Annotated in this window: 19 protein-coding genes; 6 read left to right on the forward strand and 13 right to left on the reverse strand. The window is 68.5% G+C overall.

The annotated features are described in order from the left end of the window. Window positions 1–9: 9 nt before the first annotated feature. From FEK34_RS17640 to FEK34_RS17655, 4 genes are all read right to left on the reverse strand, one after another. Window positions 10–1,026, reverse strand: a complete 1,017-nt coding sequence (locus FEK34_RS17640; RefSeq protein ID WP_138448884.1) for a methyltransferase — start codon at window positions 1,024–1,026, stop codon at window positions 10–12. A 242-nt stretch (window positions 1,027–1,268) separates the two neighbouring features. Next, window positions 1,269–2,240: an SMP-30/gluconolactonase/LRE family protein gene (locus FEK34_RS17645; protein ID WP_249359330.1), complete on the reverse strand. Its 972-nt coding sequence runs from the start codon at window positions 2,238–2,240 to the stop codon at window positions 1,269–1,271. Window positions 2,241–2,382: 142 nt separating this feature from the next. Beyond that, window positions 2,383–3,015 carry an NAD(P)-dependent oxidoreductase gene (locus FEK34_RS17650; RefSeq protein WP_138448885.1) on the reverse strand — a complete coding sequence of 211 codons (633 nt, stop codon included), beginning with the start codon at window positions 3,013–3,015 and terminating at the stop codon, window positions 2,383–2,385. Beyond that, on the reverse strand, window positions 3,012–3,959 hold the full coding sequence (locus FEK34_RS17655) for an EamA family transporter (protein ID WP_171048263.1): 948 nt from the start codon (window positions 3,957–3,959) through the stop codon (window positions 3,012–3,014). Before FEK34_RS17655 ends, FEK34_RS17650 begins: the two co-directional genes overlap by 4 nt. Before the next feature lie 79 nt (window positions 3,960–4,038). Between FEK34_RS17655 and FEK34_RS17660 the strand changes: the two genes are divergently transcribed. The 4 genes from FEK34_RS17660 to FEK34_RS17675 all read left to right on the forward strand — a co-directional run bounded on the left by FEK34_RS17660 (window position 4,039) and on the right by FEK34_RS17675 (window position 10,143). Continuing rightward, window positions 4,039–4,947 (forward strand): LysR family transcriptional regulator, encoded by a 909-nt coding sequence (locus tag FEK34_RS17660; protein ID WP_138448886.1) that lies wholly within the window; start codon window positions 4,039–4,041, stop codon window positions 4,945–4,947. A 304-nt stretch (window positions 4,948–5,251) separates the two neighbouring features. Then, window positions 5,252–6,289 carry a hypothetical protein gene (locus tag FEK34_RS17665; RefSeq protein ID WP_138448887.1) on the forward strand — a complete coding sequence of 346 codons (1,038 nt, stop codon included), beginning with the start codon at window positions 5,252–5,254 and terminating at the stop codon, window positions 6,287–6,289. 404 nt (window positions 6,290–6,693) lie between these two features. Next, the gene (locus FEK34_RS17670) at window positions 6,694–8,178 is read left to right on the forward strand and encodes an MDR family MFS transporter (RefSeq protein WP_138448888.1); all 1,485 of its coding nucleotides are present in this window, start codon (window positions 6,694–6,696) and stop codon (window positions 8,176–8,178) included. A gap of 216 nt (window positions 8,179–8,394) precedes the next feature. After that, the gene (locus FEK34_RS17675; protein ID WP_138448889.1) at window positions 8,395–10,143 is read left to right on the forward strand and encodes a DUF3556 domain-containing protein; all 1,749 of its coding nucleotides are present in this window, start codon (window positions 8,395–8,397) and stop codon (window positions 10,141–10,143) included. Window positions 10,144–10,245: 102 nt separating this feature from the next. On the opposite strand, the gene FEK34_RS17680 is transcribed toward FEK34_RS17675, so the two are convergent. From FEK34_RS17680 to FEK34_RS17700, 5 genes are all read right to left on the reverse strand, one after another. Then, window positions 10,246–13,560: a serine/threonine-protein kinase gene (locus tag FEK34_RS17680; RefSeq protein ID WP_138448890.1), complete on the reverse strand. Its 3,315-nt coding sequence runs from the start codon at window positions 13,558–13,560 to the stop codon at window positions 10,246–10,248. Between the two features lie 133 nt (window positions 13,561–13,693). After that, window positions 13,694–14,170: a nuclear transport factor 2 family protein gene (locus tag FEK34_RS17685; RefSeq protein WP_138448891.1), complete on the reverse strand. Its 477-nt coding sequence runs from the start codon at window positions 14,168–14,170 to the stop codon at window positions 13,694–13,696. Between the two features lie 79 nt (window positions 14,171–14,249). Then, the gene (locus tag FEK34_RS17690; RefSeq protein WP_138448892.1) at window positions 14,250–14,675 is read right to left on the reverse strand and encodes a nuclear transport factor 2 family protein; all 426 of its coding nucleotides are present in this window, start codon (window positions 14,673–14,675) and stop codon (window positions 14,250–14,252) included. A 99-nt stretch (window positions 14,676–14,774) separates the two neighbouring features. After that, a complete protein-coding gene (locus tag FEK34_RS17695) occupies window positions 14,775–15,227 on the reverse strand; it encodes a VOC family protein (protein ID WP_171048264.1) in 453 nt (150 codons plus the stop codon). A gap of 61 nt (window positions 15,228–15,288) precedes the next feature. Next, window positions 15,289–15,759, reverse strand: a complete 471-nt coding sequence (locus FEK34_RS17700; RefSeq protein WP_138448894.1) for an RDD family protein — start codon at window positions 15,757–15,759, stop codon at window positions 15,289–15,291. A gap of 282 nt (window positions 15,760–16,041) precedes the next feature. On the opposite strand from FEK34_RS17700, the gene FEK34_RS17705 reads away from it, so the two are divergent. After that, window positions 16,042–16,365, forward strand: coding sequence for a hypothetical protein (locus FEK34_RS17705; protein WP_138448895.1), 324 nt, complete (start codon window positions 16,042–16,044; stop codon window positions 16,363–16,365). Window positions 16,366–16,464: 99 nt separating this feature from the next. Continuing rightward, the gene (locus tag FEK34_RS17710) at window positions 16,465–16,959 is read left to right on the forward strand and encodes a hypothetical protein (RefSeq protein WP_138448896.1); all 495 of its coding nucleotides are present in this window, start codon (window positions 16,465–16,467) and stop codon (window positions 16,957–16,959) included. A gap of 70 nt (window positions 16,960–17,029) precedes the next feature. Here the strand turns inward: FEK34_RS17710 and FEK34_RS17715 are convergent, their stop codons facing one another. From FEK34_RS17715 to betT, 4 genes are read right to left on the reverse strand one after another with little or no spacing between them, the layout of a single operon-like run. Then, a complete protein-coding gene (locus FEK34_RS17715) occupies window positions 17,030–17,530 on the reverse strand; it encodes a DUF488 domain-containing protein (RefSeq protein ID WP_138449151.1) in 501 nt (166 codons plus the stop codon). Window positions 17,531–17,589: 59 nt separating this feature from the next. Next, the gene (locus tag FEK34_RS17720) at window positions 17,590–19,140 is read right to left on the reverse strand and encodes a GMC family oxidoreductase (protein WP_171048265.1); all 1,551 of its coding nucleotides are present in this window, start codon (window positions 19,138–19,140) and stop codon (window positions 17,590–17,592) included. Beyond that, complete coding sequence (locus FEK34_RS17725) at window positions 19,137–20,651, reverse strand: aldehyde dehydrogenase family protein (RefSeq protein WP_138448897.1); 1,515 nt, start codon at window positions 20,649–20,651, stop codon at window positions 19,137–19,139. Before FEK34_RS17725 ends, FEK34_RS17720 begins: the two co-directional genes overlap by 4 nt. Continuing rightward, the gene (betT, locus tag FEK34_RS17730; RefSeq protein ID WP_138448898.1) at window positions 20,648–22,855 is read right to left on the reverse strand and encodes a choline BCCT transporter BetT; all 2,208 of its coding nucleotides are present in this window, start codon (window positions 22,853–22,855) and stop codon (window positions 20,648–20,650) included. Before betT ends, FEK34_RS17725 begins: the two co-directional genes overlap by 4 nt. Window positions 22,856–22,966: the final 111 nt, after the last annotated feature.

Consider the following 22,966-nt stretch of genomic DNA (forward strand, 5'->3'; position numbering starts at 1 on the left):
CCGGCGGTACTACGCGACCACGCATTCGATGACGAGATGGCCGATTCGTGTCGGGTGCACGCCGGCCACCGACAGTCCGGCCGCGGCGGCCAGCGCCGTGTAGGACTCGATGCTGCGTTCGCGGCCACCGGAGATCAGCAGCATGCGCAGATTCATCTCGGCGAACGACGCCGGATCGCCGGTGGAGTCGTAGCCTTCGATGATCACCACACGCCCGTCGGGCGCGGCGGCGTCGGCGCACCGGCGCAGGATGGCGGCGGCCTGCTCGTCGTCCCAGTCGTGGATCACCCGGCACAGCACGTAGACATCGCCGCCGGTGGGCAACGGGTCGAAGAAGCTCTGTGCGGCGATTTCGCAGCGCCCGTCCAGGCTGCGGGCGGCGAGGTAGTGCCTGCCGCGTTCGACGGTCTCGGGCAGATCGACGAGGGTGCCGCGGGCCTGCGGATGTGCCTCGAGCACCTGGGCCAGCAGGGTTCCGGTGCCGCCGCCGACATCGACGATATGCCGGGCGCCGGACCAGTCGTAGCCGTCGGCCTCGTCGGCGAGTCGTCCGGAGGCCATCGCTTCGTCGAATGCGGCGCTCATCGCCGGATGGGTGTCCAGGTATTCCCAGAACGGCGCACCGAAGACCTTCTCCCACGCGGGTTTTCCGGTGCGGACCGTGTGCATCAGCCCGGTGAACACCAGGTCCATCGGCCCGAAGAATCCGTCCAGATCGAGGTGTCCGCGCATCCGGGACGGATGATCCGAGCGCAGCAGCGCGGCGATCTCGTTGTCGCCGAACGTGCCCGGGCCCGGCTCGCTGAACACGCCGTGACAGACCAGGTGCCGCAGCAGCCTGCCGAGCGCGTCGGCGTCGGTGTTCGAGCGCTGCGCGAGCTCGTCGACCGGCAGCGGACCGTCCGCCACGAAGTCGGCGATGCGCAACGTCGCGGCGACCCGCATCGCCATCGGGGTCGCCAGATCGATCAGCGGGCCGAGTGTCTTCCATGCGTCGGGAACGATAGTGTCGCTGGTCTCTGCCATGAGCACTCCTGCGATCGTCGGTGTGAGCTCTCGCCTGCCCTGTTCGCCGGAGGCCAGTGTCGCAACCGCCCTGCGGGGGAAGCAACCATCGAGCCGGACGGCGCGGTGCGCCGATCACCAGGCGACGAGATCGCGACCGCCGACGGTGAGCACCGGAGTCGGGCACGTACCGAGCCTCGACGAGACCGCCGGGGACGAGCGCGCCCCCCTCGGGAACACCATGGTTGCGATCCGCGATCGCGTCAGCAGCGCTGTGACGCCGGCCGGTCGACGGCGACAGCGGTGTACGAGGTCGTCGCCGTCGGTGGGGTGGTGAATCGTGCGTTCGGCAGATACAGCCGGTCGCCGAAGGCCGCGACGGTCGTCGGCACATCCCAGCGCCGGTCGGTGATCCGGCATACGACACGGCCGGTCGTTGCCGTGCGCTCCAGCGCGATCACCGCGACCGTGTTCAGCCGGTTCTGCACCGCGAGCAAGGTGCCGTCGTGCCACAGCAAACCGTCTCCACCCGGCACCGACTCGACGCCCAGATCGATCCGCTGGGCCAGGCCCGATGCCGGATCGACGCGGAACAGCTGCCCGGTGGCCGACTGCACGACGACCAACGCCGCACCATCGGGGGTGCGCACGATGCCGTTGGCGTTGATCGCCCCGCGCGCATACCGGATGTCCCCGGTCAGCGGGAGACGGACCACTGCGTTCGGGGTAGGTAGCGCACCGTCGCGGCCGATCGGCAGGTGGTACAGCACCTGCGTCCGGGAATCGGTGAACCACGCACCGGTCGGTGTGAGCGTCACGTCGTTGACGAATGTGTCGGGCACCGTGCCGAGCTGGTAGGTCGCCAGCACCGCACCCGTCTCCGCATCGACCACCCGGGCGGTGCCCGCGGTACCGCCGGCGACGAACAGCCGCCCCCGCGGGTCGAGCGCCAGTCCCAGCGCCGGGGTTCCCGGACCGGGGCTGAATATGGCGCCTCGTCCGGTCGTCAGGTCGGCGCGATAGAGCGATCCGTCGGCGCGCGATCCGAAGTAGGCCACCGGCAGCGCACCGATCGCGATTCCCTCGGGCTGGAAACCGGCGGGCAGGGTGATCGTGGCCGGCAACTGCGCGGGCTGCGCCGACGCCGACGCGGGCATGAGCCCCGCCGTCGCCAGGCAGGCCGACACGAGCGCGGTGTAGCGGGCCCAGTTCATGGCTTTGCGGAGCCGGAACACGTGCCTTGTGCCGGTGGAACATTCGTCCGGCGGGTTGCACGAGGGGACGGCCGATCCGATTCCTCCCCGGCCAGTGGCGGCGGGCGCCGCGCGGAACATCCGCCCGCTCGCTGTGCCGCCCGCCGCCGCACCGGCCGCGCGTTTAGTAACCGACGGTGAAATGCCGGACATCACTGCGGTTTTCGAGCTCATCGAGCACTGCCACGGCGAAGTCCTCGGCCGATATCCGGGACGCGCCATCGGCTTCGGTGAGCAGGGTGGTGGTGCCACGGCGGTACTGCCCAGTGCGGGTACCTGGTTCCAGCAGCGCGGGCGGGCTCAGATAGGTCCAGTCCGCGCGATGCGCGCGGCAGGCCTCGAGTTGCGCGACGCTGGCGGCGGCGATCGGGCGGATATGGGCGGGCACATAATCGGTGTCGTCGAGGACGATCCGATCCGGCTGCCCCGGCACCCGCAGCGGCGCTGCGCCGCCGACCACGAGGATTCGGGTGCCTGCCATCTCGGCCGCATCGAACAGCGCGGTCGTCGTCGCGGTGACGGTGTGCTCTTGGCCGGGAGCGGGACGGGTTGCCGCGACGACGGCGTCGGCTCCGGCGAAGAAGCCGCTCATCAGCTCGCGGTCACTCGCCTCACCGGAAACGGCCACCGCGCCGGGTGGCATCGTGACCTGCCGCGGTGTGCGGAAGACGGCGACGACGTCATGGCCGCGGCGCGCGGCTTCGGCGACGATCCGGGAGCCGGCCATTCCGGCGGCTCCGACGACGGTGATCTTCATCGAGATATCCCTTTCGGTGGCAACGGTGCAACAGCGGAGGTGGGCGCGGGCAGCTGGCCCGCGACGATGGCGGCGAGCGCCAGCGCGAAACCAGTCAGCTGGACCGGGCCGAGGGTCTGTCCGAGCAGCACGGCCCCGAGAATCGCCGCCACCAGCGGCGACAGCAGCACCAGCACGGCCACCGACGCGACCGGCAGGGTGGCGATGCCGCGGAACCAGACGACATAGGCGAACAGGCCGCCCACCAGACCCATCCACAGGTATCCGAGACTCGCGTTCGTATCGATCGCGGGCGGTGCGCCTGCCAGCAGGAAGGTGAGCGGTAGCAGGAACAGCCCGCCGGAGGTGAGCAGCCAGCCGGCGAACGTCGCCGGCCCGGCCTCGGGTGGGCGGCCCCACCGTTTGGTGAGCGTCAGGGCCAGCGCCATCGACGCCGCACTCCCCACCCCGGCCACCACGCCGACGCCGTCGAGCCCGGCGTCCGGGCCGATCACCACCAGACCGACACCGAGCACACCGATCACCCCCCACCCCAGCCGCCACATCGACAGGCGCTCGCGCAGCACCGGCACGGCAAGCACCGCGACGGCCAGTGGTTGGGCGGCCGCCAAGGTCGCCGCGACGCCGCCCGGCAGATGCTCGGCCGACAGGAACAGCAACGGGAACGGCACGCCGATGTAGAGCACACCGAGCGCGACCACCTTCCACCACCACATCCCGCGCGGCAGCATCCGCGTGAACGCGAGCGCGATCAGGCCCGCGGGCAGCGCGCGCAGCAATCCCGCGAACACCGGATGACCCGGCGGCAGGAGTTCGGTGGTGACCACGTAGGTGGTGCCCCAGGTGATCGGCGTGAGTGCCGTCAGCGCGGTGAGCGGCAGATTCCCGTAACCGGACGCGGTGCCGGTCGGGGCGGGAACCAGTTCCGCTGCTGAACTTTTCATGGTCACCATCCCACCCCGAAACGATCAATGAATCCAACACATGTTTGTCACCGCAACAATCGTGACTCACGATTGATGGATGGAGCTGCAACAGATGCGCTATGTGCTGGCCGTCGCCGAGACGAACAGCTTCACCCGGGCCGCCGAACGCTGCCTGGTCGTGCAATCGGCCCTCAGCCACCAGATCGCGCGCCTGGAACGCGAACTCGGCGCGCGCCTGTTCGACCGCACCAGCCGCCGGGTGCGGCTGACCCCGGCCGGGGAAGCGTTTCTGCCTGCCGCCCGGCAGTGCCTGGACGCCGCCGAGCGCGCAGCCGCCGAGGTCGCCGCGGCGGTCGGGGAGATCCGCGGCCGCCTCGCCGTCGGATTGATCCCGTCCGTCGCCGCCGTCGATGTGCCCGCCGCATTGCGCGAGTTCCGCCGCCGCTACCCCCACGTCCGGATCAATCTGCGGGTCGGCGCGAGTGAAGGCCTGGCCGAACGGGTCGAACAGGGCGCGCTCGACGTGGCGTTCCTCGGGCTGCCACCGGCCACCCGCCCGCGCGGGGTCACCGCCCACGAACTGGCCCGTGACCGGCTCGTCGCCGTCGTCTCGCCGGAGCATCCGCTCGCCGGTACCGCCTCGGTCGACCTGCGCAGATTGTCGTCGGAGGTGTTCGTCGACCTACCACCCGGGACCGCCGGACGGGCGCAGTCGGATGTGGCGTTCGCCGCCGCGGGCCTGGACCGTGACGTCGCCTTCGAGGTCACCTCCGCCGAATACATCGCCCGCCTGGTCAGCCAGGACCTGTGCATCGCCATGCTGCCCGCGCTGTGGGTGCCGCAGCTGACCAGCGTGGTCACCGTCGAGGTCACCGATGCGCCCACCCGCGTCGAGTACGTCATCTGGAGCCGGACCACCCGCACCCCGGCGGCAGGCGCGTTCCTCGACATCATCGGTATCCCGGCCGAGCCGGTCGCGCGGTCGTCGACGGCGCAGCACGACTGAGCCAGGCGCCGCCGCGCACCCCCGGCCTGCGCTGACTGCCGGCGCAACCGCGGCATCTGTCGCACCGAGGCTCTCGCCCGGGTTCGCCGGCGAATCCTCGACGCTGTGTGTCCGGCCTGCTCACGGCCGCCGGCCTTGATCTCGGCCGCACCGGGCGGCGGACTCATCGCGTATGCCCGAGCCTGCCAGCGGATCCCGGCGGCGTCGACCGGGGTGTCCTGAGCGCGCCGCGGCCGTCCGGCATCCACAATGAGCACGACCGGTGCGCTGTCGCCGGTGCATCCGCGAAGAGCGAGGACGTGGCGTGGACGAGAATGTCGAGGCCGTCAACCCGCAGGCCGACCCGGATCGCCGCAGCCCGTGGCCGCGACGCCTGCGCTGGACCGCGGTGGTCGTGCTGCTGATCCTGACCGGTGTGCTGGCGGCGGCCTCGGTGCCGGCGCGTACCGCGCACACGACTGTGCTGGACACCGACGGTTACGTGCGGACCGTCGCCCCGTTGTCCGCGGATCCGGCGGTGCGCGCCGCGCTCGCCGATCGGGTCACCGACGAGATTGTCACCCGTATCGATCTCGAGGCGGTCGTGGCGCAAGCCTTGGCAGAGGTGGCCGGTGAGGGGCAGCGGCGGGATCGGGCCATCGCGGGCCTGAGCCCGGTTCTGGCGGATCAGGCCGAGGATTTCGTGCACGAGACCGTCACCGCGCTGATCGAGTCCGACGAATTCGCGGGCCTGTGGGCCGGGACGAACCGCGCCGCGCACCGTCAGGCGGTCGCGGTCCTGACCGGGCAGACCCGCTCCGGTGCCGTCGAGATCGACGACACCGGAACGATCAGCGTGTCACTGGCCCCGATCATCGACCGGGCGAAGGCCCGCCTACTGGAGCGAGGGTTCGTCTTCGCCGACCGCGTTCCCCGGGTCGAGGCGCAGTTCGTGCTCGTGCAATCGGCCGAACTGGCCACCGCCCGCCGCGCCGTCGACGTCCTCGACCGGACCGCGTCGATCCTGCCCTGGCTCAGCGTGCTCGCCGCGGTGGCGGCAATCGCCATGGCGCCCAGAGGTTTCCGGGTGCGCGCGACGGTCGCGCTCGGCCTGACCTGCGCCGCCGTCATGGCGTTGCTCGCGCTCGCGATTCGATTCGCGCGGGCGTACTACCTCGATCATCGAGGTCCGGCCATTCGCTCACCGGAGGCCGCCGCGGCGGTGGTCGACATCCTCACCCGGCCGCTGTGGCACACCGTGTGGTTCGTCTTCGCCCTCGGCCTGATCATCGCGGCCGTCGCCTATCTCGCCGGCGGATCACCGTCGGCGCGGGCGCTGCGTCGTGCCGTGCGGCTGCGCTGAGCTCGCCGAGGGCCGAGTCCGCCGCCATCGAATCCCGCGAGCCGCGCCCGCGATGACTGCGCTGGCGATGAGCCGTGCCCGCGACGAGCCGCGCCCGCGATGGGGTGAACCGGCCACGAGCCGCGCGCAAGAGCCGCCACGTCGCGAAGAGCTGGGTCCGCGAACCCCGGCCCACCAAAAAATGGGATGACTTGACCTCGAGTGTGGTTTAGCTTGTTTGCTGTTCTCCGAGCCCGATTCCGGCTCGCGACGCCGACGACGGGCGCCGCCGAACCGGAATCGGCGCGCGAGCGATGAATCGATCCGATGGATTCCGTCTGATCTGGTGTGGCGCCGCGCGAGGTCGACGACGACCTGCCATCGGCCACCCGTCACCACGTTCTCGATCTACCGGAGGTACCCCGATGCCCGACGCATTAACCGAACGCCGGACAGAAGGGCAACGCACTCCGGCGGTGATCCGGCTGCTGGTGCTGGCGACGTTCGTGGTGATCCTGAACGAGACCATCATGATCAACGCGATCCCGCGGTTGATGACCGATCTCGAGATCACCGAACGCTCCGCGCAGTGGGTCTCCACCGCCTTCATGCTCACCATGGCCGCCGTCATCCCGGTGACCGGCTGGTTCCTGCAACGAGTCACCACCCGGCGCGCCTATGCGATCGCGATGGGCGTGTTCCTCGCCGGTACGGCCCTGTCGGCGGTCGCCCCGAACTTCCCCGTGCTGCTGATCGGTCGCGTCATCCAGGCCGGCGGCACCGCGGTGATGATGCCGCTGCTGATGACCACGCTGATGACGGTGGTGCCCGAACGTGACCGCGGCCGCGTCATGGGCAATGTCACCCTGGCCATCTCGGTCGCGCCCGCGATGGGCCCGGTGCTGTCGGGTCTGGTGTTGCAGGTCGGGTCGTGGCGCTGGCTGTTCGTGCTGGTGCTGCCCATCGCGGGCCTGGTCACCTGGCAGGGGCTGCGGCGGCTGGAGAACGTGGGCGAGCCGGAGGCCGGGGCGATCGACTGGTCCAGCGTGGTGCTGGCCGCGCTCGGCTTCGGCAGCCTGGTGTACGGGCTGAGCCGCTTCGAAACCGGCAGCGTCACCACCCCGGCGCTGATCGTGGCCGCCGGTATCGCGCTGATCGGTGTGTTCGCCTGGCGTCAGCTGCGGCTGCAACGCACCGGGACTCCGCTGCTGGATCTGCGCATCCTGCTCTCGGGCACCTACAGCAAGGCGCTGATCTTCATGTCGATCGCGTTCCTGGCGATGCTCGGATCGATGATCCTGCTGCCGCTGTATTTGCAGAACCTGCGCGGGCTGAGCCCGCTGAGTACCGGTCTGCTGGTGATGCCCGGCGGTATGGCGATGGGTCTGCTCGGCCCGACCATCGGCAGGCTGTTCGACCGCTTCGGCGGACGGGTGCTGGTGATTCCGGCGGCGATCGGGGTCACCGTCTCGCTGGCCGGATTCACCCAGATCTCGATGAGCACGCCGTACTGGCAGCTGCTCGGCCTGCACATCCTGCTGATGGTGTCGCTGGCCGCGGCATTCACCCCGGTCTTCACCCTCGGGCTCGGCGCACTGCCGCAGCATCTGTACTCGCACGGCAGTTCCATGCTCGGCACCCTCCAACAGGTGGCGGCCGCACTCGGCACCGCGCTGGTGGTGACGGTGATGTCCACGCGCAGCACCTCGTTGATCGACCAGGGCGTCGACGCGACGACCGCGCATCTGGACGGCATGAAGCTGGCCTTCGGGATCTCCGCGGTGCTGGCGGCGGTCGTGATCGTGGTGGCGGTGCTGCTGCCCAACCGCGCCAGTGCGCCCGAGGAACCGGCCGAACCCGGTGAACCGCAGGCACCCGACACCCCGGAACTGGAGTTGGTGAAGGGCTGATCCGCCTCGTCACCGCCGCACCGAGCGAGCCCTCTCAGGCTGGAAACCCCAGCGTGAGAGGGCTCGCCGCATGAGGAGCGCACGCACACAGATCACTCGAGGCTCGCCGATGCGGGCGGACAGCGCCTCGAACGCGGGCTGGATTCCACGAACAGCGGCCGCACTCGGCGCTAAAGTAGAACACGTTCTTATTCTGGCGACGGAACGGATCGTGTGATGGGGTTTCTTCGTCCCAACCTCCCGGTGGTCGATTACGAGGAATGGAGCAAGGGCACGCGGTCGGAGAAGATCCGGCCGATGGCCAGGCACTGGGCCGAGGTCGGCTTCGGTACACCGGTGGCGCTGCACCTGTTCTATGTCCTCAAGATCGCGCTCTACATTCTCGCCGCGTGGCTGATCGTACTGAGCACCAGCGGAATCGACGGCTTCACCGCGGTCGGTTCGTGGTGGACCGAGCCCATCGTGTTCCAGAAGGTCGTGCTGTTCACCATGCTGTTCGAGGTGGTCGGGCTCGGCTGCGGCTTCGGACCGCTCAACAACCGGTTCTTCCCGCCCATGGGGTCGATCCTGTATTGGTTGCGGCCCGGCACCATTCGGCTGCCACCGTGGCCCGGCCGGGTGCCGTTCACCGCAGGCACCGCACGAACCCCGATCGACGCGCTGCTCTACGGCGCGCTGCTGGTGCTGCTGCTGGTGGCGTTGTCCTCCGACGGCACCGGGCCGATCCCGGAACTCGACACCACCGTCGGTGTGCTCCCGACCTGGCAGATCGTGGCGATTCTGGCCGTGCTCGGTGTCCTCGGGCTGCGCGACAAGGTCATCTTCCTCGCGGCCCGCGGCGAGGTGTACGGCTCGTTCACGGTGGTGTTCCTGTTCAGCGGCGTCGACATGATCGTCGCGGCGAAGGTCGTCTTCGTCGTCATCTGGATGGGTGCGGCGATCTCCAAGCTGAACAAGCACTTTCCGTTCGTGGTGTCGACCATGATGTCCAACAATCCGGTGCTGCGGCCCAAGGCCGTCAAACGGATGTTCTTCGAACGGTTCCCCGACGACCTGCGCCCCGGCCGCCCCTCACGGGTCCTGGCGCACGGCGGCACGGCCGTGGAACTGTGCGCGCCGCTGGTGCTGTTCTTCAGCCACGGCGGCTGGCCGACGACCATCGCCGCCATCGTGATGATCTGTTTCCACCTGACGATCCTGGTGGCGATCCCGATGGGCGTGCCGCTGGAGTGGAACGTCTTCATGATCTTCGGGGTGCTCACCCTGTTCGTCGGCCACGCCGATCTCGGTCTGGCGCAAGTGGATTCACCGGCCTTGATGGCAGCCGTGTTCGCGGTGCTCATGGGCATCGTGATCCTCGGCAATCTGTTTCCGGCCAAGATCTCGTTCCTGCCGGGCATGCGCTATTACGCCGGGAACTGGGACACCACCCTGTGGTGCATCAAACCCTCGGCCGAGGCGAAGATCCGGGCAGGCATCATCGCCGTCGCGGCCATGCCCGCCGCCCAGCTCGAACGGTATTACGGCAGTAAGGAAGCCGCCCAAATCCCGCTGTATCTCGGCTACGCGTTCCGTTCGTTCAACACCCACGGCCGGGCGCTGTTCACCCTGGCCCATCGCGCCATGGCCGGGCATGACGAAGCCGAGTACACGATCACCGACGGTGAACGCATCTGCTCCACCGCGCTGGGCTGGAATTTCGGCGACGGTCACCTGCACAACGAACAACTGATCCAAGCCCTGCACCAGCGCTGCGGATTCGAACCGGGTGAGGTGCGGGTGGTGCTGCTCAACGCCCAGCCCATCCACACCCAGACCCAGCGCTACCGACTCGTCGACGCCGCCACCGGCGAATTCGAGCGCGGCACAGTGCGTGTGGCCGATATGGTTTCCAGGCAGCCATGGGACGACGAGCTGCCCGTGTACCCGGACGCGGTCGAGGAGACGAGCCGATCCGCGCAGTGATCGCGGCCCCGGACCTGGCGCCCTGGTCCAGCACGAGTGGTTCGCCCACCGGCAGCGCTGTGCGGCCAGGGGTGCGAATGGGCCGCTCGCGGTGCCAGGTGCTCAGGAAGACAGCACAGTCGTCGAGTCGAGCAAGAACTGCGACAGCCCGCTCTCGAGGCAACGCGCGGCCGCCGGTGCCCGGATCTGCTCGGCCTCATCGACGTCACCGGTCGCCCGGACAACGGCACTCAGCAGCAACGTCGCCCCCAGTGCGGCCAGCGGACGACGGCCCGGATCGATGGCGGCGGCCAGCGCTCGGGCCCGCGCGGTGGCATCGTCGCCGCGATGTCGCAGCAGCAGCAATCGGATCGCGGAATCTTCGTCCAGTTCGGCTGTGATAGTGGCGATTCCGTCCGCACCGTCGAGCGACCGGGACCGCAGCAGCTGAGTCGCCGAAGTCTCCGGCAAGCCGAATCCCAGCAGGATGCGTTCGTTGCGCAGCCGTGCCGCCAGACGCGCCAGCCCCAGCAGTTCGGCCTGGCGCATTCCCTCCGCGAGCCGCAAGACCGCGGCATCGAGATCACCGTGCGCCGCTTCGATCCGGGCGGCGGTGGCATAGGTCGCGATCATCACATCGACCAGCCCGCCGCCCTCGGCGGCCAATTCGCGGTAATCGGGCAGCAGTCGCAGGGCGCCGTCGAGGTCGCCGCTGTAGTAGCGCAGTTCGCTGAGCAGCGCACCGGCGATCCGGGCCGCATGCGAGCGCGGGCCCATCGTCTCGGTGGCCAGCTCGAGAGCCGCCTCGAACGCGGCGAACGCGGCGGGAATGTCGAGTTGCTCGCGCGCGGCGATCGCGGTGGCGCAGCGGCCGTACACGCGCACGAACGGGCCGGTCGCCTCGTGATACGGCGTCACCCAGCGCTGTCGCCGCCGCGCCGCGTCGAAATCGAAACGGTAGATCGAGGCGAAGGCATCGATATTGCCCGCTACTCCGGTGACTCGCGGCGGGAAGTCGTCGGGCCGCGACAGCACATCGGCCAGCAACCGGTCGATCTTGTCGAGACGGTCGTTGAAAACCTCGGCGACACTGTCGATCACGGCGGCTTCCGCGCGCAGGTCGGCGATCTCGGCCGTGCTCGCCGACGTCTGGTCCAGCGCGGCGGTGAACCGTTCGAGCGCGACCGCGGCCGGCGTGGACGGGCGGCGCAGCACCAGATTCACCCAGGCGATCCACAGCTGAATCCGCGGCCGGGATGCGATCGCGGACGCCGGTAGCTTGGCCAGGATGCCGAGCAATGTGGTCATCTTGGCGTGTTCGAGCAGATCGGTGGCACCCTGTTCCACCAGCTCGACCGCGTGCTCGGGATCGCCGGCGGCCAGGGCGTGATCGACGGCCTCGTTCAGCAGATCGTGGCGGGCGAACCACGCCGCGGCTCGCAGATGCAGCGCGTCGATCTCGTGCGCTGGGCGATCGCGCTCGAGACGCCGACGCAGATACCCGGCGAAGAGCTGGTGATATCGATACCACTGGCGATCCGGCCCCACCCGTTCCAGGAACAGACCGCGGTGCTCGATGTCGTCGAGGGTCGCCGCCGCAGCTTCGGAACCGGTGAGCGCGGTGGCCAGGCCGCCGCAGAGCCGGTCACAGACGGCGGTGGTGGTGAGGAATTCGACGGTGGCCCGGTCGAGCCCGTCGAGGACGTTCTCGGCGAGATAGTCGCCGATATCGGCATGCTCGGTCAGCGCGGTGAGCAGCTGGGCGGGGTCGTCTCCGGCGCGCAACGACAGCACCGCCAACTGGAGCGCGACCGCCCATCCGTCGGTGGTGTGGGTGAGCGCGTCGATATCGAGGCTCGGTGGCAGGCAGCCCGCCTCGGCCAACAGCGCCCGGACTTCATCGGCATCGAAACGCAAAGCGTCGGTGTCGATCTCGACCAGCTCCCCGCTCAGTCGCAACCGGCTCAGCGGCAGGTCGGCCGTGGAGGTGCTGGTGAGCACCAGCGGCAGATGATGGCAGCCGTGCTCGAGCAGGAAACGCAGCGCGGCCACCGTGTCCGGCGCGGTGACCCGCTGCCAGTCGTCGAGCACCAGCGTCAGCCGGTCGTCGGCGCCGTGCAACCGGTTGATCAGGGCGGTGAGGACATGGCGGGTGGGATCGTCGGGGTATTGCTCGAGCAGGTGTTCCAGAGTCGCGGCCAGCGCCGGCCGTGGCAGGCGAACCGCCTCGACGAGATGTTCGAGGAACCAGACCGCATTGTCGTCGTCGCTGTCGACGGTCAGCCAAGCCACCGCACCGCCCGCCTCGCAGACTTCGTCGCGCCAGCGGGCGGCCAGGGTGGTCTTGCCGAATCCGCTGGGCGCGTGGATCAGCGTCAGCCGCTTGCCCGCTCCCGAGCGCAGGCGGTCGAGCAGCCGTTTCCTGATGATGGGTGAGCGCGCCGATGTCGGCGGACGGTACTTGGTCGTCGGAGTCGGGGGAGCGGTGCTGCGTCCACGCGGGTGCGTCGTATGCGAGGCGGTCGCGATCCGCGGCGTCGACGCCGGCGGCAGCGGCAGTTCGTCGACGGGCAGGTCGTGGCGTCGTTGGATACCGCGCAGGTGTTCGCCGAGTGCGGCGGCGGAGTCGAATCGCTCGGCCGGTCGGCGGGCCATCGCCTGCTCGATCGCCGCGGACACGTCCTCGGGAATGCCTTGGTGGCGAAGGTCGGGTACCGGCTGCGCGGCCACCCGCGGGAAATGCGCCAGCACCTGTTCGCCCTCGCGCCGCTCGTAGGCCACATGGCCGGTCAACGCGCAGAACAGCGTGGCACCGAGGCCGTAGATATCGGAGGCGACGGTGGGCGCCTCACCTTCCAGGATCTCCGGCGCGGTGAAGGCGGGTGAGCCGGTGATGATCCCGGCCGCGGTCTGGAAATCGCCGGCCGGGCGGGCGATACCGAAATCCGACAGCTGTGGCTCGCCGTAATCGGTGAGCAGGATATTGCCCGGCTTCACATCACGGTGCAGGGTGCCGACTCGATGCGCCGCCTCGAGCGCACCGGAGATCTTGACGCCGAGGGCCAAGATCTCGGTCCAGGCGAGCGGTCCGGCGTCGCGGATGCGCCGTTCCAGCGAGCCTTGCGCGTGATAGGGCATCACAAGGTAGGGGTGGCCGCCGGTGGTGGTGCCGACCTGGAAGACGTCGACGATGTGCGGATGGCCCGACAGTTGCCCCATCGCGCGTTGTTCGCGTAGGAACCGTTGCAGGTTCTCGGCGGTCAGGTCCGAGGTGAGGACCTTGAGCGCGACGACCCGGTTCAAATCGGGCTGGATGCACCGGTACACCACGCCGAAGCCGCCCCGCCCGATCTCCTCGGCCTGCTCGAAGCCTTCGGTATTCAGTTCCGCGATGATCCCGGCAGCTCGGTTGCGCTGGGTCGGCGGCAGGTCGGCCATCGTCGGCCTCGATTCTTCGCGAACCAGGGGGTGCCCCGCGTGCGGGGTCTGACTCGAGAATAGCCCGCCGATCAGGCCGGGATGCGGATCAGCGGCTGTGTCCAGCCGTCCGGTCCGACCCGTGCCGTGCGGTTTACGCCGACGGGGCCCACATGTTCGACAGCAGCCGATGACTGGGGGTGTCGGCCAGCGATTGCGAGGATTCGTAGATGCGGACGTATCCGGTGGCGGTGATGCGCCAGACGCCGTCGGGATCGCGGCGATACCGGTCGGAGTAGTAGCCGGAGCCGCGGATGAGCACGCCGTAGTCGGTGGCGATGACGGTGTCTTCGAACAACCAGCTGCCGGTGGCTTCAGCGCCGTCGACGCTGATCTCCGGGTGATTGGCCACATGCGTGGTGACGATGCCCGGACCCATGTTGTCGCGCAGGAATGCGACGACGGCCTCGCGCCCGGTGAGCACCAGCGGCTCACCCAGCGCGTGGGTGCCGTAGCGGCCCTCGACATCGTCGGCGAGGGTGTCGCCGAACTCGTCCCACAGCTTCAGATCGAGCGTGCGGAAGTACTTGTACTTGAGCGCGCGAATGGCTTCGACTGCCACCAGGTCCATCGGCCAAGCCTGACACGGCGGACGCGGCAAAACAAGAACACGTTGCAAATGTGGTGGCGACGCGCCGCGCGGCGGTTGGTTAGGTGAAGGCCTGCTCCAGTCCTTCGAACCATGCCGAATCTTCCACCAGCCTGCTGCTGCGCCAGCCGTCGGCGGTGCGGACGAGGTCGTGGTTGTACCAGCCGCCGCAGAAGAACTGCTTGCCGGTCGAGACGATCATCGGGTTGAAGAACATCGCCCGCACCCGCGCCTGGTCGCCGTCGAGCGTGACGTCGATATTGGAGACGAAATGCTGAGTGCGGGAGAACAATTCGAGCGCCACCGACAGTTGCGACACCACGGTGTCCAGATCGCCGCTCGGCCCGCCCGCGGTGGTGTAGTCGATGTGGGCATCCGGGGTGAACACCGTGCGGTAGAGCGGCCAGTCCTTGGTGTCGACGGCGTGCGCGTAGCGGGTGAGCAGGTCGCCGATGGCGATCCGGTCCGCGATCGTCTGTAGATCCATCCCTCGATATAAGCGCACCAGGACACCCCGGGGAGCCGAATCCGCCGGTTGCTCGTCGGCCCCGGGCGCGGCCGACGGCTCCGGCTCCGGCCGCCCCGGCTAGGCGGCGCAGAACTCATTGCCCTCCGGGTCGCGCATGACCCACCAGTGCCCGGCAGGCCCGCGGTCGAACTCCTGGACCCGGGTCGCACCGAGGCCTTCGAGTCGCCGCACCAGCTCCTCGAGGCTCGCCGGTGCGCTGTGCACATCGATGTGCAGCCGGTTCTTGACGGATTTCTCCTCGGGGACGTCCTGGAACAGCAGCCGTCTGCCCTGGCCGACGCCGCTGGCCGGGTCGAACGGGTCGTCGGGGTGCCGGATCGCGGCGTAACCACGGAAGGTCTTGCGCCCGTGATGCTCGCGCACCGCGGCTTCCGGGAGCTGACCGGCACCCAGTAGCCGGTCGATGAGGACGCTGGGATCTTCGACCTCGTATTCGAGCGCCGCGGCCCAGAAGTCGGCCAGCGTCGCCGCGTCGCGGCTATCGATCACGAGTTTCCAGTTCAATGCCATGGGCATGTCCTACCATCGGCCACCGACAACATCGGCCTGCCTCGATCCGGCACCGCCGGTGTCATTCGTCGATGACCTGCGTGCCGGCCAGTTTGTCGTGCCAGCCCTGCTTGGTGGGGCTCGAACTGATCGTGACCGCGATGGCGATCGCGGCGATGAACCACAGGATCGGGCCGACCCAGGGAATCAGGTTCAGCAGCATGTAGGCATTGCGCACCGCGGAATCCTTGACGCTCGGCTTCGGCGCGCCCCCGGACCCGTTGACATGCAGTCCGAGGATCTTCTTGCCCGGCGTCGACCCGGTGGCCACCTCGAAGACGAGGAAGTACAGGAATCCGAATCCGGCGCCCGGCAGAATGGACACCCAATCCGGGGTGTCCCAGGCCATGTTCAGTAGCCAGAAGAAGATCACGCCGATGATCGCGGCGAGGATCCAGTCGATGAACCGGGCTACCGCACGTTTGCCGAGTCCGGCCGGAGTGACCCCGGTTGCCGAACCGAGCCGGGGGTCGTATCCACCTGCGCTCACCATGATTGCTCCTTCTGAAAGTGGTCCCACTTGTCCGGAGTGTGTGCACCGCCCGTCGGGTGGCCGGTTCAACGATCTCATATTCTCGGGCCGCATCGGCGGATTAGCTGAAATGTGGCTAGAGTGGAGGCGAGCCGCGGTGCGGCGCAGGGGGTGGGGATCGGTCGGCACCCCGTGGAGCACAGCCAGGCGTCGCGCGAATTCATGTGAACCCTTGTCCCGCTGAGGGATTCACCATCGTGGCGTTCGGTGGACAGGTCGGTACTGGATTTCGAGGAAAGGACGATGATGCAGATGCGCTCACGGTCGGCTGTGCTGGAATTCGTTGACGAAGTGACGGTCCGGTACGGCTCACTGGATGCGTACTTCACCCGATTGCGAACCGAACTCGATGATGAACCCACCGTCGTCTTGCCGGTACTCACCGACACACCCACCTCGCCCACGGCGTGGGCGGCGGTGGCGCGCGAAGACACGGTCACGAGTACGGCCGACCCAGGCGAAGTACGTGGCCCCGGCCTTCCCGACGCGGAGGTGCCGCAGGAGCCGGTTGCCAAGGGCGGCAACGGCGCTGCCACATTGTGGAGCCGCCTATGGGGACGGAGTTAGCCCACGCACCTATCCACGACGGTATCGGCGACGAATGTCGTAGCAGGTTCGCACCGCCGAGGTGCGACGACAACGCTGGTACTTCGTGGAGGGTATGACATGTTCGGCTTGCGCGGCGCCGCTCGGATCGCCGCCATCATCGCGATAACGATCGGTGTCCTCGCGGGGGCCGGGTTCGCCCCGGCCGCCGCGGAATACGGGGGCGTCCTGGCCATCGACGAGGTCACCTTCGTGCACTCACCCGATGCCGCCGACGACAGCGGCGGAACCCTCGACGTCACCGTCACCTACAGCTGCGCCGACGGCGAAGCCGACAGCCTGCACGTCTACGCCTACCAGGGCACGCAGTCGCCGAGCGACACCCCCGTCGGCGCACCGCACGGACCCGGCTACGACTACGACATCATCTGCGACTCGGTATCCCGGCGCAAAACCGTCGCGATCGACCCGCCGTGGCACGGAACAGGCTCGGATTCACGCCATTTCACCAATGGCGCGCAGGGCCGGGTCACCGCCGAACTGCGCCGCGGAACCACCACCACCCGGCACGCCACCGGCTGTTTCGAATGGAACGACCCGACCGCGCGCCGATGAGTTCTGCGATCCGATGGGCGGCGGGCTGTGCACAGATCGAGAGTGCGTTCGGCGCCGCGCCCGAGGCGAATCACTGCGACTCGGCGTCCTCGGGTGGGTAGTTCAGTCGCGTTCCCTCGGCGCGGGCGAACGATGTCAGCGTATGGCGGCGCCACTTCGTCGCCGACATGATCTCGACGACGGGCACATCGCGCACGATGAGTGCGTCGGCGACCAGCGAACGGTGGCACCGCCAGGGCACCGCTTCGGCGCACATGATGGCGGTGCGCTCCTCGCGCGCCCGGCGCATGAGTTCGCCGAGAGCGTCATCGAATTCGGTGGTCTGCATGTAGTCGGCGTACCCACGGAAACTGGTGTTCCGCCACCCGGTGTTCGGCGAGTCCTTCCTGGAATGGCGCAGCCCGCCGAGCCCTGCCAGATGTGTGTAGTCGATCCCGGCATCGCGCAGGCTCATCGCCAACTCGTCGCCGTTGAACTGCGGATTGTGCCGTGAACGCGGAATCGTGCGAATGTCGACGAGGCGGCGGATGCCATAGCCGCGCAACAGTGCGACGAAATCTTCGATCGGCATCGTGGAATGCCCGACGGTGTAGATCGCGCCGTCGGGCAGCTCGCCGTCCGCACCCACGACTAGCGCGCGGCGGCGACGAGTTCGGCGCAGCGCTCACCGACCAGCATCACCGTGATGTTGGGGTTCACCGTGGTGTGCGCGGGAAACACCGATGCGTCCGCGACCCGCAGGCCGTCCACGCCCTTGACGCGCAGCTGCGGATCCAGCGGGCTCAACGGGTCGTCGGCCGCACCCATCCGCACCGTCCCCACCGGGTGATAGACGGTGTTGTGGGTCCGGCGGATGTAGTCGGCGAGTTCGGCATCGGAATCGGTCTCCGGGCCCGGATACAGCTCGCGCGCCACCCATTCGGCCAGCGGCGCGGTCGCCGCGATCTCGCGCGCCTTGCGTAATCCGGCGATCATCACCCGCATATCGTGGCCCTCGGCGTCGGTGAAATAGCGCGGATCCACGCGCGGCTTGTCACGGAAGTCGCGGGAACGCAACCGTACTGTGCCCCGCGACCGGGCGTGGGTGACGTTCGGGGTCAGGCAGAAGGTGTTCTCGGCGGTCGGATAGCCCTGGCGCAGGGTGTGCATATCGAACGGCACACTGCCGTAATGCATCATCAGGTCCGGCCGGTCGAGCCCGTCGACGGTCGTGGTGAAGATGCCTGCCTCCCACCACTGGGTCGAGCTGGTCACCATCGGCCGCATCGTCTCGAAACCGATCACCCCCTCCGGATGATCCTGGAGATGCGCGCCCACGCCCGGCGAGTCCACCAGCACCTCGATCCCGTTCTCCCGCAGATGATCCGCCGGTCCGATACCGGAGAGCATCAGCAGTTTCGGCGAGTCGATCGCACCGGCGCAGACGATGATCTCCCGGCTCGCCGATATCCGGGTGGTGCGGCCGAAGGCGTTGTCGGTGATATCCACCTCGACGGCGCGACCGCCGTCGAGCACGATTCGTTTGGCCCAGGCACCGGTCCGGACGGTCAGATTCGGGCGGTCGAGCACCGGGTGCAGATAGCTCACCGAGGACGAGGAGCGCGTGCCGTCGGCGCGGCGGTTGATCTGAAAGAAGTTGGCGCCGTTGACCACCGTCGTCCCGGAATTGAATTCCGCGCGCGGAATACCGACAGCCTCACAGGCGTCAAGCAGCGCGACCCCGCACGGATCATCCGGCGGCACCGTCATGATGTGCACCGGCCCGCTGCGCCCGTGATGATCGCCGGGTGCGTCGTTGGTTTCGATCCGGTTGTAGAGCCGATACACCGAATCCGCGCCCCAGCCGGTGCAGCCGTGCTCACGTTCCCAGGAATCGAGGTCCTCGCGCGGGGCCCAGAACGCGATGCAGCTGTTGTGCGAGGAACATCCACCGAGCACCTTCGCCCTGGCGTGCCGCATGAACGAATTACCGTTCTCCTGCGGTTCGATCGGATAATCCCAGTCGTAGCCCGATTCCAGCAGCTCCATCCAGCGGTCCAGCCGCAGGATCGCCTCATCGCCGACGTCGCTCGGCCCGGCCTCGAGCAGGCAGACCGTCACCGCCGAATCCTCCGACAGCCGCGCGGCGACCGCCGCACCGGCCGACCCGCCACCGATGACCACGTAATCGTAATCGTTCACGACTGCTCCTTCCGGTCGGCGAACCAGCCGGTGACGCCCGGCCGGAGGTTCTCGTAGACATGCTTGGCCTCGCGATATTCGTGCAGCCCGGACGGCCCGAGCTCGCGTCCGATCCCGGAGTGGCCGAAGCCGCCCCATTCCGCCTGCGGCAGATACGGTCCGAAATCGTTGACCCACACGGTGCCGTGCCGCAGCCGGGCGGCTATCCGGCGCGCCCGGGCGGCATCGGCCGACCACACCGCCCCCGCGAGCCCGTAGTCGGTGTCGTTGGCGATCGCGACGGCTTCGTCCTCGGTCGTGAATGTCTCGACGGTGACCGTCGGCCCGAACGCCTCATCGTGCACACACGCCATGTCGCGGGTGGCGCGGTCGATCACGGTCGGCAGATAGAAAAAGCCGTCGTCGAGGTTGCCCGCACCCCGGTCGCCGGTGGCGAAGGCGCCGCCGGTGCGGATCTCGGCGCCGTCGGCGCGGGCCTGTTCGACATAGCCGTGCACCTTGTCGCGGTGCGCGGCCGAGATCAGCGGCCCGGTCTCGGTGTCGGGATGGAAGGGCAGGCCGATCCGGATCTGCTCGGCGCGGCGCACCAGCTCGTCGACGAAACGGTCGTGCGCGCGTTCCTCGATCACCAGCCGCGCACCGGCCGAACACACCTGACCCGAATGCAGGAACGCGGCGTTGAGCGCGTTGTCGACGGCGGCGGCGAGCCGCTCCTCGGTGTCGCAGGCGTCGGCGAACACCACATTCGGGTTCTTGCCGCCGAGTTCGAGGGCCACCTTCTTGACCGTCGCGGCCGCCTCGCGGGCGATGATCCGGCCGGTGGCCAGACCACCGGTGAACGAGACCAGGTCGACGCCGGGATGCGAGGACAGCGGCGCACCGGCGGTCGCGCCTGCCCCGAGCACCAGGTTGGCCACGCCCGGCGGGACCCCGAGCTCGTGCAGCACCTGCATCAGCAGGATCGAGGTATGCGGGGTCAGCTCCGCCGGTTTCAGCACGAAGGTGTTGCCCGCGGCCAGTGCGGGAGCCACCTTCCACGCCACTTGCAGCAGCGGGTAATTCCACGGTGTGATCAGCCCGCACACCCCGACCGGCTCGTAGACGATGCGGGAGTCGACATCCGGTGAGCCCGCATCGACCACGCGGCCCGCGTCTTCACCGGCGAGCTTGCCGAAGTACCGGAAGCAGTGGGCGATATCGGACATGTCGATATCGGATTCGAAGGGCCGCTTGCCGGTGTCGAGGGTTTCGGCGCGCACGAATTCCTCGCGCCTGGCATCGATGGCGTCGGCGACCTTCAACAGCAGATCGCCGCGTTCGCCGGCCGAGGTCCGGCGCCAGGGGCCGTCGTCGAAGGCGCGCCGGGCCGCGGCGATGGCGGCCTCGGTATCGGCAGCGCTCGCCTCGGCGACCACGCCGACCAGGGAATTGTCGGCCGGACAACGGATTTCGCGGGTGTCGCCGGACCTGGCCGCGGTCCAGGCGCCGTCGATATAGAGGGTCTCACTCATGCGGTGGTTCTCCCTTCCGGATCGCTGTCGGTGTCGACGTCGCCGGAATCCGGCTCGTAATGTTCAGTCGCCGAGCGCCGCAGATGCAGGTAGCCGAGATGACGTTCGTATTGGTCGAGAATGTCGCCGATGATCTGCTCGCGGGTGTAGCCGTTGAGCGAATAGCCCTGCGAACCCTCGGCCAGATAGACCTCGCAGCGGAAATACCGGTCCTGCGAGCGTTGCGCGAGCACGGCGTAGGTCGGGGTCGGCGCCGAGACCGGCCACACGCAGTATTCGAATCGGGGCTCATTGGCTTGGTCGACGACCAGCCGCGTGGTCGGCATGCCCTCGTTGCGCGCGGATTCGTCGATCGTCGCCGCCACGCCCGCCCGGGTGAATTCGGCGCCGACCTCGCGCACCGCGGGAATCACCGAGTTGGTCATGAATCGGCGCGTGGCGCCGGGTCCCGGATAGCTGATGGTGGCCAGCAGCCGGCGCCGCCAGCTGCCGTGCTCGGCCGGTCCACGCCCGACCGCGATGGCGTGCGGCAGCGCGGTGCGGAAACTGTCGAGCTTGTAGGACTCGTTGCGCACCGACCGCAGCAACGCGATGCCGATGAGCGCGAGCACGAACGAGAACGGCAACCCCATGATGATGGTGGCGTTCTGGAGCGTGGTGATGGATCCACCCGCACCCGCGAACAGCATCGACAGCGTGAGCAGGCCGATGGCCACCGCCCAGAAGATGCGGGTGCCCTTGGCGCAGTCGGCCATCGGATTCGGCAGCCGCGAGGTGAAATTGCCCATCACGAGAGCACCCGAGTCGGCGCTGGTCGTGTAGAACAGCAAGCCGGTGATGGTCGCGATACCCAGCAGCAGCGGCGCGCCGGGATACTGCTCGAGCAGGGAGTAGAACCCGACCTCGGCCTGCGCGGCCGTGGTCTCGGCGAATTCGGTGTCCTTGCGGGCGAGGTCGAGCGCGCTGTTGCCGAAGATCGAAATCCACATCAGGATGAAGCTGAACGGCACTACCAGCACGCCGAACACGAACTGGCGCAGCGTACGCCCGCGCGAGATGCGCGCGAGGAACAAACCGACGAACGGCGCCCACGCCACCCACCAGGCCCAGAAGAACAAGGTCCAGGCATCCAGCCAGGCGGTCGGCTGATTCGGCGTCTCCGGATTGCGCTCCCAGGCGAAGGTGTCGAGGGTGCGGTCGGGGAAGGTCGCGACATAGTCGCCCGCGTTCTGCGTGAGCGCGTTGAGCAGGAAATCCGTGCGGCCCGCCACCAGGATGTAGATCAGCAGCGCGATCGCCATGATGACGTTGAGTTCCGACAGCCGCCGGATCCCACGGTCCACTCCGGTGGTCGCCGAGATCGTCGCGACGATCACCGACAGCACGATCAGCCCGATCTGGGCGGCCTTGCCCTGGTCGATGCCGAACATTTCGTGCAGCCCGTAGTTGAGCTGCACGATGCCGATGCCGAGGGAGGTGGCGATGCCGAAGATGGTGCCGAGGACGGCGGCGACATCGATGGCGTCGCCCCAGCGTCCGCGCACTCGTTTGCCGAAGATGGGGTAGAGGGCGGCTCGCATGGTCAGCGGCAGGTTGTGCCGGAAGGCGAAATAGGCGAGCGCGGCACCCATCAGCGCGTACATGGCCCAGCCGCTGAGGCCGTAGTGGAAGATCGTCCAGGTCGTCGCCGCGCGGGCGGCCTCATTGTTCTGCGCCGGGCCGGTGGGCGGGTAGAGGTAGTTGTAGACCGGTTCGGCGACGGAGAAGAACATCAGGTCGATGCCGATTCCGGCCGCGAAGAGCATCGCGGTCCAGGTGAACAGGCTGTACTCCGGCCGCGATTCCTCCGGGCCGAGCCGGAACCGGCCGTATCGGCTGACGCCGAGGAAAACCACCAGGCCGACGATGCCGGTCGCCAGGACGAAATACCACCAGCCGAACCAGGTGGAGATGAAGGTCTTGACCTCGACGACCACGGTTTCGGCGCTCTCGGGGGCGGCCAGCGCCCACACGGCGAAAGCGAGCACGATGCCCGCGGCCGCGAGGAACACCGGCTTGTTGACCGATCCGCGGCCCGCCGCCGGATGCGCGGGATGAGCGGAATGGAAGGTGGCGGCGTCGGCGGCTTCGGCATCCGGTGCCCCGCCGACGGATGGTCGGCGGTCGGTGTTGTCGCTGTCCGGTGGATCGCTGACGCCACTCATGTGACGAACGCTAGTCGCGTCGGTACGAGGCCGGAGGCATCCTCGACACCGTGTCCGCGATCAGTGATCCGCGCCGGGCCACTGCTCCCGTCGGCTGATCCGAGTGGGTGT

The sequence above is a fragment of the Nocardia cyriacigeorgica genome (assembly GCF_005863245.1).
In the GTDB taxonomy this organism is placed as follows: Bacteria; Actinomycetota; Actinomycetes; order Mycobacteriales; family Mycobacteriaceae; genus Nocardia; species Nocardia cyriacigeorgica_C.

Excerpts from the sequence above, each read along its gene's own strand:
- FEK34_RS17705 (WP_138448895.1), top strand. The coding sequence starts at position 16,042 with ATGATGCAGATGCGCTCACGGTCGGCTGTGCTGGAATTCGTTGACGAA.
- FEK34_RS17650 (WP_138448885.1), bottom strand. The coding sequence starts at position 3,015 with ATGAAGATCACCGTCGTCGGAGCCGCCGGAATGGCCGGCTCCCGGATC.
- FEK34_RS17655 (WP_171048263.1), bottom strand. The coding sequence starts at position 3,959 with ATGAAAAGTTCAGCAGCGGAACTGGTTCCCGCCCCGACCGGCACCGCG.
- FEK34_RS17685 (WP_138448891.1), bottom strand. The coding sequence starts at position 14,170 with ATGGACCTGGTGGCAGTCGAAGCCATTCGCGCGCTCAAGTACAAGTAC.
- betT (WP_138448898.1), bottom strand. The coding sequence starts at position 22,855 with ATGAGTGGCGTCAGCGATCCACCGGACAGCGACAACACCGACCGCCGA.
- FEK34_RS17700 (WP_138448894.1), bottom strand. The coding sequence starts at position 15,759 with ATGGTGAGCGCAGGTGGATACGACCCCCGGCTCGGTTCGGCAACCGGG.
- FEK34_RS17695 (WP_171048264.1), bottom strand. The coding sequence starts at position 15,227 with ATGGCATTGAACTGGAAACTCGTGATCGATAGCCGCGACGCGGCGACG.
- FEK34_RS17725 (WP_138448897.1), bottom strand. The coding sequence starts at position 20,651 with ATGAGTGAGACCCTCTATATCGACGGCGCCTGGACCGCGGCCAGGTCC.
- FEK34_RS17680 (WP_138448890.1), bottom strand. The coding sequence starts at position 13,560 with ATGGCCGACCTGCCGCCGACCCAGCGCAACCGAGCTGCCGGGATCATC.
- FEK34_RS17670 (WP_138448888.1), top strand. The coding sequence starts at position 6,694 with ATGCCCGACGCATTAACCGAACGCCGGACAGAAGGGCAACGCACTCCG.
- FEK34_RS17660 (WP_138448886.1), top strand. The coding sequence starts at position 4,039 with ATGGAGCTGCAACAGATGCGCTATGTGCTGGCCGTCGCCGAGACGAAC.
- FEK34_RS17690 (WP_138448892.1), bottom strand. The coding sequence starts at position 14,675 with ATGGATCTACAGACGATCGCGGACCGGATCGCCATCGGCGACCTGCTC.
- FEK34_RS17640 (WP_138448884.1), bottom strand. The coding sequence starts at position 1,026 with ATGGCAGAGACCAGCGACACTATCGTTCCCGACGCATGGAAGACACTC.
- FEK34_RS17715 (WP_138449151.1), bottom strand. The coding sequence starts at position 17,530 with ATGCCGATCGAAGATTTCGTCGCACTGTTGCGCGGCTATGGCATCCGC.
- FEK34_RS17710 (WP_138448896.1), top strand. The coding sequence starts at position 16,465 with ATGTTCGGCTTGCGCGGCGCCGCTCGGATCGCCGCCATCATCGCGATA.
- FEK34_RS17675 (WP_138448889.1), top strand. The coding sequence starts at position 8,395 with ATGGGGTTTCTTCGTCCCAACCTCCCGGTGGTCGATTACGAGGAATGG.